General features: G+C 73.2%; 12 protein-coding genes and 1 tRNA gene. 7 read left to right on the top strand and 6 right to left on the bottom strand.

Going from position 1 to position 12,611, the window contains the following annotated elements; genetic code table 11:
• Positions 1–64 precede the first annotated feature (64 nt).
• The 3 genes from ACWEF6_RS33465 to ACWEF6_RS33455 all read left to right on the top strand — a co-directional run bounded on the left by ACWEF6_RS33465 (position 65) and on the right by ACWEF6_RS33455 (position 2,546).
• A complete protein-coding gene (locus tag ACWEF6_RS33465) occupies positions 65–1,330 on the top strand; it encodes a cation:proton antiporter domain-containing protein (protein WP_449686603.1) in 1,266 nt (421 codons plus the stop codon).
• 87 nt (positions 1,331–1,417) lie between these two features.
• The gene (locus tag ACWEF6_RS33460; RefSeq protein WP_308670772.1) at positions 1,418–1,600 is read left to right on the top strand and encodes a CsbD family protein; all 183 of its coding nucleotides are present in this window, start codon (positions 1,418–1,420) and stop codon (positions 1,598–1,600) included.
• Positions 1,601–1,667: 67 nt separating this feature from the next.
• Positions 1,668–2,546: an alpha/beta fold hydrolase gene (locus ACWEF6_RS33455; protein WP_449686602.1), complete on the top strand. Its 879-nt coding sequence runs from the start codon at positions 1,668–1,670 to the stop codon at positions 2,544–2,546.
• Here ACWEF6_RS33455 and ACWEF6_RS33450 read toward each other — a convergent pair.
• On the bottom strand, positions 2,537–3,310 hold the full coding sequence (locus ACWEF6_RS33450; RefSeq protein ID WP_449686601.1) for an SDR family NAD(P)-dependent oxidoreductase: 774 nt from the start codon (positions 3,308–3,310) through the stop codon (positions 2,537–2,539). The genes ACWEF6_RS33455 and ACWEF6_RS33450 overlap by 10 nt on opposite strands.
• Before the next feature lie 121 nt (positions 3,311–3,431).
• Between ACWEF6_RS33450 and ACWEF6_RS33445 the strand changes: the two genes are divergently transcribed.
• Positions 3,432–4,271 carry a helix-turn-helix transcriptional regulator gene (locus ACWEF6_RS33445; protein WP_449686600.1) on the top strand — a complete coding sequence of 280 codons (840 nt, stop codon included), beginning with the start codon at positions 3,432–3,434 and terminating at the stop codon, positions 4,269–4,271.
• Here ACWEF6_RS33445 and ACWEF6_RS33440 read toward each other — a convergent pair.
• The 4 genes from ACWEF6_RS33440 to ACWEF6_RS33425 form a co-directional block, all read right to left on the bottom strand.
• Positions 4,268–7,000 carry a P-loop NTPase fold protein gene (locus tag ACWEF6_RS33440; protein WP_449686599.1) on the bottom strand — a complete coding sequence of 911 codons (2,733 nt, stop codon included), beginning with the start codon at positions 6,998–7,000 and terminating at the stop codon, positions 4,268–4,270. The genes ACWEF6_RS33445 and ACWEF6_RS33440 overlap by 4 nt on opposite strands.
• Before the next feature lie 65 nt (positions 7,001–7,065).
• Positions 7,066–8,790: a selenocysteine-specific translation elongation factor gene (gene selB / locus ACWEF6_RS33435; protein WP_449686598.1), complete on the bottom strand. Its 1,725-nt coding sequence runs from the start codon at positions 8,788–8,790 to the stop codon at positions 7,066–7,068.
• A complete protein-coding gene (gene selA / locus ACWEF6_RS33430; protein WP_449686597.1) occupies positions 8,781–10,064 on the bottom strand; it encodes an L-seryl-tRNA(Sec) selenium transferase in 1,284 nt (427 codons plus the stop codon). Before selA ends, selB begins: the two co-directional genes overlap by 10 nt.
• Positions 10,064–10,158 (bottom strand) — tRNA-Sec (locus ACWEF6_RS33425). Before ACWEF6_RS33425 ends, selA begins: the two co-directional genes overlap by 1 nt.
• A 54-nt stretch (positions 10,159–10,212) precedes the next feature.
• Here ACWEF6_RS33425 and selD point away from each other — a divergent pair.
• Both selD and ACWEF6_RS33415 read left to right on the top strand, forming a co-directional pair.
• Positions 10,213–11,202 (top strand): selenide, water dikinase SelD, encoded by a 990-nt coding sequence (gene selD / locus ACWEF6_RS33420; RefSeq protein ID WP_449686596.1) that lies wholly within the window; start codon positions 10,213–10,215, stop codon positions 11,200–11,202.
• A 58-nt stretch (positions 11,203–11,260) separates the two neighbouring features.
• A complete protein-coding gene (locus ACWEF6_RS33415; RefSeq protein WP_449686595.1) occupies positions 11,261–11,473 on the top strand; it encodes a DUF2795 domain-containing protein in 213 nt (70 codons plus the stop codon).
• Here ACWEF6_RS33415 and ACWEF6_RS33410 read toward each other — a convergent pair.
• Complete coding sequence (locus ACWEF6_RS33410) at positions 11,470–11,760, bottom strand: hypothetical protein (protein ID WP_449686594.1); 291 nt, start codon at positions 11,758–11,760, stop codon at positions 11,470–11,472. The two genes, ACWEF6_RS33415 and ACWEF6_RS33410, sit on opposite strands and share 4 nt — an antisense overlap.
• 53 nt (positions 11,761–11,813) lie before the next feature.
• On the opposite strand from ACWEF6_RS33410, the gene ACWEF6_RS33405 reads away from it, so the two are divergent.
• A complete protein-coding gene (locus ACWEF6_RS33405; RefSeq protein WP_449686593.1) occupies positions 11,814–12,380 on the top strand; it encodes a cysteine hydrolase family protein in 567 nt (188 codons plus the stop codon).
• Positions 12,381–12,611: the final 231 nt, after the last annotated feature.

Raw genomic sequence — 12,611 nt, 5'->3', positions numbered from 1 at the left:
TACCCGGCTGCCGGGTGCCCGGCCGATCGCGGTGGCGCGGGGACCGGTGAGCAGGAGGAGCCTTTTGTCGTCGTTGACCGTGTTGTTCGGAGTGGCCGGCCTGCTGGCGCTCGCCGCGGCGATCGTGCCGAAGCTGGTCGCCGACCGGCCGTTCTCGGTGCCGCTGGTGATGCTCGGCGCCGGCATCGTGCTCGGGCTGCTGCCGCTGCCCGCCCCCTACGGCAACGGCTGGAGCGACCCCGCCGCCCACCTGCACGGCGTGGAATCGTTCGCCCAGCTGGGCATTCTCGTCGCCCTCGCCGGGGCGGGCCTGTCGGTGGACCGCCCGTTCGGCCTGAAGCGCTGGGGCTCGACGTGGCGGCTGCTCGCCATCACCATGCCGGTGTCGATCCTCGCGATCGCCGTCCTCGGCTCGTGGTGGCTGGCGCTGGCCCCCGGCGTCGCCCTGCTGCTGGCCGCGGCGCTGGCGCCGACCGATCCGGTGCTGGCGGGCGACATCGGCGTCCCGCACCCCGACGTCGAGCCGGAACTGGCCCGCAACAACGAGATCCGCTTCACACTCACGACCGAAGCCGGGCTCAACGACGGCCTGACCATGCCGTTCGTCCTCCTCGGCCTGGCCCTGGCGAGCGGGCAGCCGCGCCTGGACCTGTCCTGGGTGCTGGTGGACCTGCTGATGCCCCTGGCCGTCGGGGTCGTGTCCGGCCTGCTCACCGGACGGCTGCTCGGCTGGGCGATCTTCCGGGCGCCGTCGGACCGGCTGCGGCTGGCCGAGTACGCCGACGGCTTGGTCCTGCTCGCCCTGGCGTTCGTGCCCTACGCCCTGTCGGAACTCGTGCACGGCAACGGGTTCGTCGCCGTGTTCGTCGCGGCCGTGGCGGTCCGCACCCAGGAACGCGAGCACGACTACCACGGCGTCCTGCACGCTTTCGGTCACCAGCTGGAACGGCTGTTCGTCCCGCTCGCCCTGCTGGGACTGGGCCTGGCCATCGGCGACGGCCTGCTGCGCGGACTGCAGCCCCTCGAAGTGGTGCTCGCCGTCGTCGCCGTGCTCGTGGTCCGGCCGCTGGTGGGCTGGCTGTCCCTGCTCGGCGCGCCGTCGCCGGGCCGGCCGGCCACCGCCGCCATCGCGTTCTTCGGCGTCCGCGGCATCGGCACGCTCTACTACCTGGCCTACGCGCTCAACCGGCTTCCCGTGCCGCAGCAGGACGTGCTGTGGCGGGTCGGCGCGCTCGCCGTCGCGGTGTCGGTGGTCGTGCACGGCGTCCTCGCGGAGCCGGCCATCCAGCGGATCGAGCGGATGGGCGGACACCTGCCGGCCGATGTGTAGCTTCCGAACCAGTGGGTAACCCAGGTGCAAGGCCCTTTTGGCGACTGGCCGATCCGGAAATGTCGCCATGACGGAAGGTGCACCCTGATGAACGACAAGCTGGAAAACAAGGGCGAAGAGCTCAAGGGCCGGGCCAAGGAAGCCGTCGGCGACGCCACCGGCAACGAGCAGTGGCAGGCCGAGGGCAAGTCCGACCAGGCCAAGGGCTCGCTCAAGCAGGCCGGCGAGAAGATCAAGGACGCCGTGAAGGGCGTCACGGACAAAAAGTGACCCGTTCCCCGCTGCCGCACCCCGGATTCCGGGGTGCGGCAGCGGGTTCGTGTCCGGGGGACTGTGCATGTTCGAAGGCTTCACGCTGGAGCGCGTCCACGTCGGCGACGTGACGCTGCGAGTGCGTCACGGCGGCTCCGGGCCGCCGATCCTGCTGGTGCACGGGCATCCACGGACGCACACGACGTGGCACCACGTCGCCCCGCGGCTCGCCGAGCGGTTCACCGTCGTGTGCCCGGACACCCGTGGCTACGGTGAGTCCACCAAGCCGCCGACCGACGAAGATCACACGCCCTACAGCAAACGCGTCATGGCGGCGGACTGCGTCGCGCTGATGCGGCACCTCGGGCACAACGAGTTCTTCGTGGCGGGCCACGACCGCGGCGCCTACGTGGCCACGCGCCTGGCGCTCGATCACCCGGACGTGATCCGCGGCGCGGCGATCCTCGACGCCGTCCCGATCACCGAGGCCCTGGACCGCTGCGACGCGCGGTTCGCGCGCGAGTGGTACCACTGGTTCTTCTTCGCCCAGCCGGAAAAACCCGAGCGGGTGATCACCGCCGACCCCGACGCCTGGTACGACGTCGGCACGCGCAATGCCCCCGAGCGGCTCGGTGCGGAGAACTTCGCCGACTTCCACCGCGCGATCCACGACCCGGCCACGGTCACCGCGATGCTCGAGGACTACCGCGCGGGCCTGGGCGTCGACCGCGCCCACGACGACGCCGACCGCGCCGCCGGCCGGCGGATCACCTGCCCCACCCTGGTGCTCTGGTCGAGCGACGACGACCTGGAAGACCTCTACGGTGACGTCCTGGCCGTCTGGCGGCCGTGGGCAACCGACCTGCGCGGGCACGCGATCAAGTCCGGCCACCACGTCGCCGAGGAGAACCCGGAGGCCCTTGCGGCCGCGCTGGGTGCGTTCTTCGGCGGGCTTCAGCGGTAGCGGGAGGCGAGTTCCGGGCGCTGCCCGCCGAAAGCGGCGAGGTCGGCCCGGAAGACGGCGTCGAGCAGGCCGGCGTCCTCGACCCCCGGGGCGGTGACGACTTCGCCGAGTTCGAAGCCGCGCAGGGACGCGGTGACGACGTCGGCGGCGGACATCCGGGGCACCGCGCTGAGGTCGAGGCCCTGCCGCTCGTGGAATTCGGTGGCGACGACACCCGGGCACAGCACCTGCACCCGGACGCCGGTGCCTTCGAGCTCGGCGTTCAGGGTCTGGGACAGGGCGACCAGGTAGGCCAGCGAACCCGCGTAGACGGCCCGCCGGGGCAGGACGGAGGCGTCGGCGGGGCCGCTGAACGCGATCATCCCGGCCACGTTGACGATCCTCCCCTCGCCGCGTTCCTGCATGCCCGCGACGGCCGCGCGGGTCAGCATGGTGGGCGCGGCGACCTTGACGTGCACGAGCTCGCCGGCCTTGCCGGCGGGCAGCTGGGCCAGCGGCATGTAGTGGGCGACGCCGGCGTTGTTGACCAGCAGGGTCAGCGGCTCGGCGGCGCACAGCGCGGCGACGGCCGCGACGCCGTCGTCGGTGGCCAGGTCGGCGGCCACCGTGCGGATCTCGACGTCCGGGTGGGCGGCGGCGAGCTCGGCGAGGCGGTCCTCGCGGCGGCCGGTGACGATCAGGTCGTGGCCGTCGGCGGCGAGGCGGTCGGCGAAGGCCCGGCCGATGCCGGAGGTGGCGCCGGTGACGAGGGCGAGCTGGTTCATGGGATTCGTTCCTTTCCGTCGCCACCACCATCGGCCCGCGGCGGGGACTCAGGAAGCGGCCGGGTTTTCCTGGGAGCGGCAGTACCAGGACAACCGGCCGCCCGGCTTGCACAATCGAGGTATGGCGAACACCGGACTCGGCACGGCCCTGCGCCACTGGCGCGACCGTGTCCCGCCCCAGGCGGCCGGCCTGCCCGCGGGCCGCCGTCGCCGCGCCGCCGGGTTGCGCCGCGAGGAACTGGCCCAGCTGGCGGGCATTTCCGCCGACTACGTCGTCCGGCTCGAGCAGGGCCGCGCCACCAGCCCGTCGGCGCAGGTGGTCGAGGCGCTGGCCCGGGCGCTGCGCCTCACGCGGGACGAGCGGACGCACCTGTTCCGCCTGGCCGGGCTCGTGCCGCCGGGCCCGGGCACGGTCCCGCGCCACATCACTCCGGGCGTCCACCGCATGCTGGACCGGCTGGCCGGCACCCCCGTCGCCGTCTTCGACGCGGCCTGGAACCAGCTCCTGGTCAACCCGCTGTACACGGCGCTGATGGGCGAATGGCACGGCGACGACCTCAACGGCGTCCGGCGCAATTTCCTCAGCCCCAACGCCCGGGTGCGCGACACCCCGGAGTCCCGGGACGCGCTCCAGGCGGCCCTGGTCGCCGACCTGCGCCGCACGGCCGGCACCTACCCCGGCGACGTCGGCCTGCGGACGCTCATCGCCGACCTCCGGCAGCACAGCCCGCGCTTCGCCGAGCTGTGGGAATCGGGCGCGATCGGCCGGCACGAAGCCGCCCGCAAGACGATCGACCACCCGGACGTCGGCGAGCTGACCCTGGACTGCGACGTCCTGAGCGTCGCGGGCAGCGACCTGCGCATGATGGTGTACACGGCCGAGCCGGGTACCGGGGCCGCCGACCGGCTGGCGCTGCTGGGTGTGCTCGGGACGCAGTCGCTGGCCGAGGACCGGCGTTAGCCCGCTCCGCAGCAGCGGCGGATGGCGTCTTCGGTCAGCGGGCCGTGTACCGGGTCGCCGACGACCGCGCGCAGCTCCTTGCCGCGGACGACGTCGAGCAGGTGCTCCGGGAACAGCTCGGGACACCACTGCGGCTCCCGGATCCCGAGGACGGACGCCGGGCGGCGTTGCAGGTGATCGGCGACCGCCGGCCAGCGGACCCGCAGGACGGCCCACAAGGCCAGCAGCCCCGTCTCGGGAGTGTGGCCCTCGAGCGTCCGGACCGCGCGCAGGATGCTGTAGGTGTTGAGGAAGAGCTTGATCTCCCGCGGGTTGCTGCCGATCAGCGGCGCGAACTTCCGCAGCATGTGCTCGGTGTTCGCCTGCGTCTCCGGCGCGGCCACCGCGCGGACCGCGTCGACGGCCACGGCGCTGCGGATCTCCGGCTCGGCGATGGCGTCCAGCGCCGCCAGGATCCGGCCCTCGTCGCCGGCGGCGGCCTGGATCCTGCCCCTGGCCTCGACGGCGGCGGGCGCCTTCCGCAGGTCGGTGTCACCGTCGGTGACGTTCAGGAGGTGACCCAGGAACCGTCGCTGGGCCGCGGTGCCCAGGGCCGGCATCGGCACGGTCAGCTGGAAGAGCTTGTCCATGAACTGGTAGCCCAACCGGCCGGCCGGCTGCCTTCCCTCTTCGTCGAACTCCGCGTACCACGTGCTGAAGCTCTGCCGGATCCAATACCCGTCCGCGCTGACGACGACGTAGGCCGCCGGAGGCCCACCGCCGCGGCCACCGGGGGCGGCCCGCAGCAGCGTTTGGACGGCTTCGAGGACTTCCACCACGTAGTCGTGCTTGCACCGGTCGAGGTCGTCGATGAACAGGACGACCGGCTTGCCCGACTGGCGGAGCAGCCAGTCGAAGTGCTCGGCGACCCGGCCCATCGGGTTCGCGCCGGTCTGCTCGAACAGCCGCGCGCCACCGGCCGAATCCCACAGCAGGACCCGGCCGGCCACCCGGACACCGGGCCACAGCACGCCGACCGCCGCGATCGCCGAAAGTGCCACCTTCAGCCACTCGGAACCGGGCTGCTGGGTCCCGACGATCGCGCGGACGAGCAGGCCGATCCCGCCCGCGCACAGGACCAGCAGGATGGCCGACAGCACGAACGGTGCCCCCGAGCGACGGGCCCGCGCGGCCAGTTCCTTGAGTTTGAGCCGCCGCTGCGCCCACCAGCCCCGGTCCTGCACGATCGCGTTGCGGACCGCCGTGAGCAGCGCCCACCACGGCGGCGACAACCGGGACTGCTGCCAGGCGTCGAACGGCGTGACGAGCAGGCCTTCACCCGTGAGCCGCCGGCCCAGCAGACCCAGCAGCGTGCTCTTGCCGGCGCCCCACTCGCCGTCGACGTGCACGATCAACGACGTGTCCGGGTGCCGCTCCCGGGTTTCCACGATCCGGGCCGCGAGCACCTCCGCCAGCGCGTCACGTTTGAGCAGGTCCACGTCGGTGGGTGTGTCGGTGGTCCACTCGACGTCCGACTTCTCCTGGACGTCGGGGCGGTCCACGCGCTCTTCGGCCGGCGGCGCAGCCCGTTCTTCTTCGGCCATCGGCGAGGCGTCGCGGGCCGCCCGCTCGACCAAGGCGGCACCGGCCGGTTGGCCCTCTGCGCTTGCCAGCTGGAAGACCTGGTAGCAGAGCCTGATGATCGTGCGCGCGTTTCCGCCGGACAATTCCACGATGCGCGCGACGGCTTCTTCGGTGAACGGCTCGAGACGGCGGTGTCCGGAGAACCGCTCCTGCCTCACCTCGACGAGGGATCGAACCGCAGCCACCGAGAACGGCGACATCTCGATGACCCGGCCGATGCGCTGCCGGACCTCTGCCCTCAGCACTTCGAGGAAGTCCGGGGTTCCGAGTAGGACGAGCAGGGCACCGAAAGCAGAAAACACCTCCAGCAGCTTTTTGAGGGTGATCTGCGCGTCCACCCCGCCGAAGTCACCCGGCCACAACGCCTCCACGTCATCGATCACCAGCAGGAGTTTCCGGCGCCGGGCGCCGTGAAGCCGCACGATCGAGCCGAACGCCTCCATGGCCGCGATTTCCGTACCGATCGGCTGGGTGATTCCATGTTCCGCCAAGGCCTTGCCGGGTCCGTACCCGGAGAGCCATTCCCACGCGGCATCTTTCAGATCGGCTCGAATCAACAACGCGAGTGCGTCGGCAAAATCTCCATTCAAGACGACATCGCGCAGCTTCCGGTCGAGACTTCTCGACAGCTCTGCCGCGCTCAACGAGACCCGCTCGACGGCAGTGGCCGGATCGATTTCGAGGTTTCGGAGCTGGTGAATCCACGCCTCTTGAGCTGGACCAACGGATTCGGCAGCGTCGGCCACGATATCCACGTAATACATCTGGACCAGACCCGCGATGTGGTCGACACCCAGTTGATCCATGAAGCGCCGGTAGGTGGTCAAGAACCTGTCCCGCGCCTCCAGGTAGAAACCGGAGACGGTGTAGGGCTTCACCGAATCCAGCAGGCTCAGCGCAAGGTGGGTCTTGCCGGTGCCGTGCTCGCCGACGACCGCGAGCACATTGCCCTGCCAGACATTGTCTGCCAAATAGCTGTCGAGGGCGGCATGAGCCAGGCGAACCGCGTCGGTCTGGATCGTCATCTCGGAAGCAGCCGGATCGGCCGCGATGGCCATCGGGGAAAACGGGTTCCCGGCCGGGGCATTCTCGTTCTCGACGCTCATGATCTTCCGGGTGCGGAGGCGGACAGTCAGCGAAGTATGCCCGCCGTTTCCGCGAGGAGAAAGGCCTAGCCCCTCGTGCGGCGCGTACCGTCGCCGAGCGGCTCGGTCCGGCCCGCCGCGTCCAACCTCTCCAGTAGCGGGATCATCACCCGGCGCGTGCTGTCGAGGGCTTTGCGGGCTTCCGACACCGTGAACGGCTGGGGCAGCCGGCGCAGCTCCGCCACCGCCCGCTCCGCCACGTCCGGGCCGAGCACCACTCCCTCGGCGACCGCCGTCAACCGGCCCAGGCGGACGGCCGCTGCCAGCTCTCGGCGGCCGAGGCCCAGTGCTCGCAGCTCGTCCGCCTCCGGGGCGCGGAACGGGTGCTCCGCGAGCCGTTCCGCCACCACTTCGAGGGCCTTCTCCACGGCCGGGGCCAACCCGGCGCCGGGGCGGCGGACCAGCCCGCCCGACACCTCGAACCCGGTCCCCCGCAGCACCGGCACGACCAGTTCCGGGGCGGGCAGCCCGAGCCGCTGCCGCACCGCCTCCACCGGCATGCCCGCGGCCGTGCTGTCCCACGCGCCCACCACCGAGGCCGCCCGCGCGCGCGACACCGCCAGCCGCTCCTCGTCCGCGCACCACTCGCCCAGCCGCTCCCCCGTCGGGCGCAGGCCCATCGCCGCGAAGTCCCCGACAGGCACGAAACCCTTGCGGCGCAAATAGACCCGCGCGAGGTCGGGCTCGGTCAGCTCGTGACCGCGGGCCCGGGCCGCGCCCCGGCGGGACAACGCGGGCGGGTCGACGTCGAGGACGTCGAACCCGGCGGCGATCCGGTGCTCGCCGGGGTCGCGCAGGAGGCCGCGGTCGCCGGTGCGCAGCGGCAGCGCGGCCGCCGTGGTGAGCCGGGCGGTGTCCGTCCCCAGTGGACGGACGCGGACCGGCACGGCCGCCGTGCCCAGGTGCAGCACCAGCTCGCGGTGCAGGTCCGCCGCGGCCGCGCCGCGCAGGCGGACGTCGAACTCCGTCGTGGTGCGCCAGCGGCCCGGGGTGAGCAGGACGTCGCCGCGGCGGACGTCACCGCGGGCGGTGCCGCGCAGGTTCACCGCGACCCGGGCCACCGCGCTCACCCGGTCGTGGGGTTCGCCGAGGGCCTGCAGGGCACGGACCTTCACCCGCGCCGGCCCCAGCAGCAGCTCGTCGCCCGTGGCGATCGTGCCGGCGGAGAGGGTGCCCGTGACGACCGTGCCGGCCCCGGAAACCGTGAAGGCGCGGTCGATCCACAGCCGGACGTCGGCGTCCGGGTCGGGGGCCGGGAGCCCGGCCGTGAGCTCGGCGATCGCCGCGCGCAGACGGTCGAGGCCCGCGCCCGTCCGGCCGCTGACAGCGACGCTCGGGACGGCCCCCAGCGACGTCGCGGCGATCTCCCGCAGTGCGAGGGCCGTCAGCGCGGCCGGGTCGGCGCGGTCGGCCTTGGTGACGACCAGCAGGCCACGGCGGACACCGAACGCGTCCAGCGCCGCGAGGTGCTCGGCCGACTGCGGCATCCAGCCCTCGTCGGCGGCGACGACGAACAGCACCGCGGGGGCGGGCCCGGCGCCGGCGAGCATGTTCGGCACGAACCGCTCGTGGCCCGGCACGTCCACGAACGCGACGTCCTCCTCGCCGATCCGCGTCCACGCGAAGCCGAGGTCGATGGTGAGGCCGCGGCGGCGTTCCTCGGCCCACCGGTCCGGTTCCATCCCGGTCAGCCGCCGCACGAGCGTGGACTTCCCGTGGTCGACGTGCCCGGCGGTGACGATCACCCGCATCGGCGGACGGCTTCCCGCAGCGTCGCGTCCTCATCCGGGCGCACGGTCCGCAGGTCGAGCAGGCAGCGGTCCTTGACGACCCGGCCGGCCACCGCCGGCTCGCCCGTGCGCAGCGCGGCCGCGTACCGGGCCGGCAGGCTCACCGCGACGCTGGGCAATTCGACGCCGGGAGCGCCCCCGCCGCCGACCGCCGCCACCGACACGACCACCTCGGCATCGACGTCACCGAGGGTCTTGACCAGCGCTTCGGCCCGTTCCCGCAAGCTCGCGACGGACGCTTCGAGCGCCGCGCGCACCGGCGGTTCCGGCCCGCGCAGCGTCGCTTCGAGAGCCGCGAGGGTGAGCTTGTCGACGCGCAGGGCCCGCGCGGCCGGGTGGCGCCGCAGCCGTTCGACGACGTCGGTGTCGCCGAGCAGCAGGCCGGCCTGCGGGCCGCCGAGCAGCTTGTCCCCGCTGGCCGTGACGATCGTGGCGCCCGCCCGCAGCGCGCTCGCCGCGTCGGGTTCGTCCGGCAGGAGCGGGTGCGGGGCCAGCAGGCCGGAGCCGATGTCGGCGACCAGCGGCACGCCGAGCCCGGCCAGCTCGCCGAGCGTCGCTTCCGCGGTGAACCCGGTGACGCGGTAGTTGGACGGGTGGACCTTGAGCACGAACCCGGTGTCCGGGCCGATCGCCGCCGCGTAGTCGCCGGCGGTCGTCCGGTTCGTGGTCCCGACCTCGCGCAGCCGCGCGCCGGTCGATTCCAGGAGGTCCGGGATGCGGAAGCCGTCGCCGATCTCGACCAGCTCGCCCCGGCTGACGACGATCTCCCGGCCCGGGGCCAGGGCGAGCGCGCAGAGCAGCAGGGCGGCCGCGTTGTTGTTGACCACGTGCACGCCGCCGGCGTCCGGCACGGCCGCCTGCAGCGCCGCGAGGGTGCCGCGGCCCCGGCGGGCGCGCTCGCCGGTCGTGAGATCGAATTCGACGTCGGTGGCGCCGCCGGCCGCGGCGAGGGCGTCGAGCGCGGCGGCCGAAAGCGGGGCCCGGCCGAGGTTGGTGTGCACGACGACGCCGGTCGCGTTGACCACCGGCCGCAGCGAGGACGCGCCCGCCGGCAGCCGCGCGAGCACGGCGTCGGCGACGGCGTCCGGGGCGATCTCGCCCGCCCGCACCGCCTGCTGGACGGCGTTGACCACCGCTTTCACCAGGTCTCGGCCGAGCGTCCCGGCGGCCTTGGCGATCCGGGGCTCGGCCAGGAGCGCGTCGGTCCGCGGGATCGCGCGGCGCGGGTCAGGCATGGCGGAGGCGGACGGGAATCGAACCCGCCAGCGGCAGAACCTGCCGTTCGACGGTTTTGAAGACCGCGCCGGTCACCAGGCCGGATACGCCTCCCTGCACCATGGCAGCCATCCTGCCAAGTTCGCGCCCGGCGGGCACGATGAACCGGTGGGTTACCGACTGACGCAGTACGCGCACGGCGGCGGCTGCGCGTGCAAGATCCCGCCGGGCGAACTGGAGGCGGCCGTGGCCGGCCTGACCGGCGCGGCGCCCGTGGCGCCACCGGGTGAGCTGCTCGTGGGCCTCGACACCGGCGACGACGCGGCCGCGGTCCGGATCTCCGGCGACACCGCGCTGATCGCCACCACGGACTTCTTCACCCCGGTCGTCGACGACGCCTACGACTGGGGCCGGATCGCCGCGGCCAACGCGCTGTCCGACGTCTACGCCATGGGCGGCACCCCGGTGGTGGCGGTCAACCTGCTCGGCTGGCCGCGCGAGACGCTGCCGTTGGAGCTGGCCGCCGAGGTGCTGCGCGGCGGCCTCGACGTCTGCGCGGAGGCGGGCTGTCACCTGGCGGGCGGGCACAGCATCGACGACCCGGAGCCGAAGTACGGCCTCGCGGTGACCGGCGTCGCCGATCCGTCGCGGCTGCTGCGCAACGACGCGGGCCGCGCGGGCGTGCCGCTGACGCTGACCAAGCCGCTCGGCATCGGCGTGCTCAACTCGCGGCACAAGGCCACCGGCGAGCGGTTCCCGCAGGCCATCGAGGCGATGACGACGCTGAACGCGCCGGCGTCCCGGGCCGCGTTGGCCGCCGGGGCGGTGTGCGCGACCGACGTGACGGGGTTCGGCCTGCTGGGCCACCTGCACAAGCTGGCGCGCGCGAGCGGCGTCACGGCCCGGCTGGACCCGGCGGCGGTGCCGTACCTGGAGGGTGCGCGGGAGGCGCTGCGCGACGGGTACGTCAGCGGCGGTACCCGGCGGAACCTCGACTGGGTGCGCCCGCACGCGGAGCTGTCCCGGATCTCGGAGGAGGCGCTCCTGCTGGCGGACGCGCAGACGTCGGGCGGGTTGCTGGTGGCCGGGGAGCTGCCGGGCCACCCGGTGATCGGGACCCTGGAGCCGCGGTCGGACCACACGATCGTCGTGGGCTGAGTTTCCGGCCCGGGCGCCCCGGGTAAGCGGGGTGGGGAGAACGATCAGGAGGTGTGCGATGCCCGCTCCGGACCGGACCAGCCTCGAGCGGCACCTGTCCGACACCGAGTACCCCTGCGGTCGCGACGAGCTCTTGCGCCGAGCCGCGGCGGCGGGAGGCGGCGACTCGGTGCTGGGCTCGCTCGGCGGGCTGCCGGACAGCGACCGCTACAACGACTTCGACGCGGTGTGGGAGGCGGTGTCCGCCAAGCACATCGGCGGGGCGCCCTAGGAGAGCCGTTCCACGGCGTCCCGGGCTTCGCGGAGGTCGGCGCCGGTGCGTTCGCGGTAGGTCTTGATCGCCTGGATCTTCTTGCCCTGCCGCAGCAGTTCGGTGACCTCGGCGAGTTCCGGTTCCGCGGTGGGCACGCCGAGCCGCTCGGCGATCGCGTCGAGCTTCCGCTCCACCCGGGCGAGCCGCCGATCGACCCGCCCCAGCCGCCGCTCCGTGGCCGACGACGCCAGTCCGACGACCGCGACCAGCGCGACGACACCGAGCAAGAGCATCCCGTAGTCCATACCGCGGCATGCTACTTCCGGAAATTGTCGGTGCCGGTGGCTAGGGTGACGCCATGACCACACTGACCGACCGTCCGCACACCGCGCTGGTAGTCATCGACGTCCAGAACGGCGTGATGGAGACGGCACACGACCGCGAAAACGTCGTTGCGAACATCGCCGCGCTGGTGGACCGCGCCCGCGCCGCCGGCACCGAAGTGGTGTGGGTCCAGCACACCAGCGACGAGCTGCCACGGGGAAGCCAGACGTGGGAGTACGTGCCGGAGCTGGTGCGCCGGGAAGCGGAACCCTTGGTGCACAAGGAGTACGGCGACTCGTTCGAGGCCACGAACCTGGAGGAGGTGCTGGCGAGCAGGGGAATCGGCTCGCTGCTGGTGGCGGGCGCCCAGACGGACGCGTGCATCCGCTCGACTCTGCACGGCGCCCTGGCGCGGGGGTATGACGTGACGCTGGTGTCGGACGCGCACTCGACGGAGGACCTGTCGTCGTACGGTGCGCCGCCGCCCGGGCAGGTCATCGCGCACACGAACCTGTACTGGAAGTACCAGACCGCACCGGGCCGGACGGCCGGGACGGTGGAGACGGCCGAGGTGGAGTTCGGGGTGAAGGCGGAGGTCTGAGCCGGGCGGTTCCGGCCGGGGGCCGGGGCGGGGTGAGGTGGCTTCGCGCCGGGCGATCAGGCGGAACCACAGCCCCGTCGCGGCGGAGCGACCGAAGCCGGGGTGCGCGGGCCGGGGCCGGGGCGGGGTGAGGTGACTTCGCGCCGGGCGATCAGGCGGAACCACAGCCCCGTCGCGGCGGAGCGACCGAAGCCGGGGTGCGCGGGCCGGGGCCGGGGCGGGGTGAGGTGA

This window comes from Amycolatopsis sp. NPDC004772 (genome assembly GCF_053601215.1).
Note: the sequence above shows the minus strand (reverse complement) of the source record. Positions and strands in the feature narration are given on the sequence as shown.

Bases quoted from the DNA above. Each gene is read 5' to 3' on its own strand.
- ACWEF6_RS33405 (WP_449686593.1), top strand. From the start codon at position 11,814: ATGACCACACTGACCGACCGTCCGCACACCGCGCTGGTAGTCATCGAC.
- ACWEF6_RS33440 (WP_449686599.1), bottom strand. From the start codon at position 7,000: ATGAGCGTCGAGAACGAGAATGCCCCGGCCGGGAACCCGTTTTCCCCG.
- ACWEF6_RS33445 (WP_449686600.1), top strand. From the start codon at position 3,432: ATGGCGAACACCGGACTCGGCACGGCCCTGCGCCACTGGCGCGACCGT.
- ACWEF6_RS33450 (WP_449686601.1), bottom strand. From the start codon at position 3,310: ATGAACCAGCTCGCCCTCGTCACCGGCGCCACCTCCGGCATCGGCCGG.
- ACWEF6_RS33460 (WP_308670772.1), top strand. From the start codon at position 1,418: ATGAACGACAAGCTGGAAAACAAGGGCGAAGAGCTCAAGGGCCGGGCC.
- ACWEF6_RS33455 (WP_449686602.1), top strand. From the start codon at position 1,668: ATGTTCGAAGGCTTCACGCTGGAGCGCGTCCACGTCGGCGACGTGACG.
- ACWEF6_RS33415 (WP_449686595.1), top strand. From the start codon at position 11,261: ATGCCCGCTCCGGACCGGACCAGCCTCGAGCGGCACCTGTCCGACACC.
- selB (WP_449686598.1), bottom strand. From the start codon at position 8,790: ATGCGGGTGATCGTCACCGCCGGGCACGTCGACCACGGGAAGTCCACG.
- ACWEF6_RS33410 (WP_449686594.1), bottom strand. From the start codon at position 11,760: ATGGACTACGGGATGCTCTTGCTCGGTGTCGTCGCGCTGGTCGCGGTC.
- selA (WP_449686597.1), bottom strand. From the start codon at position 10,064: ATGCCTGACCCGCGCCGCGCGATCCCGCGGACCGACGCGCTCCTGGCC.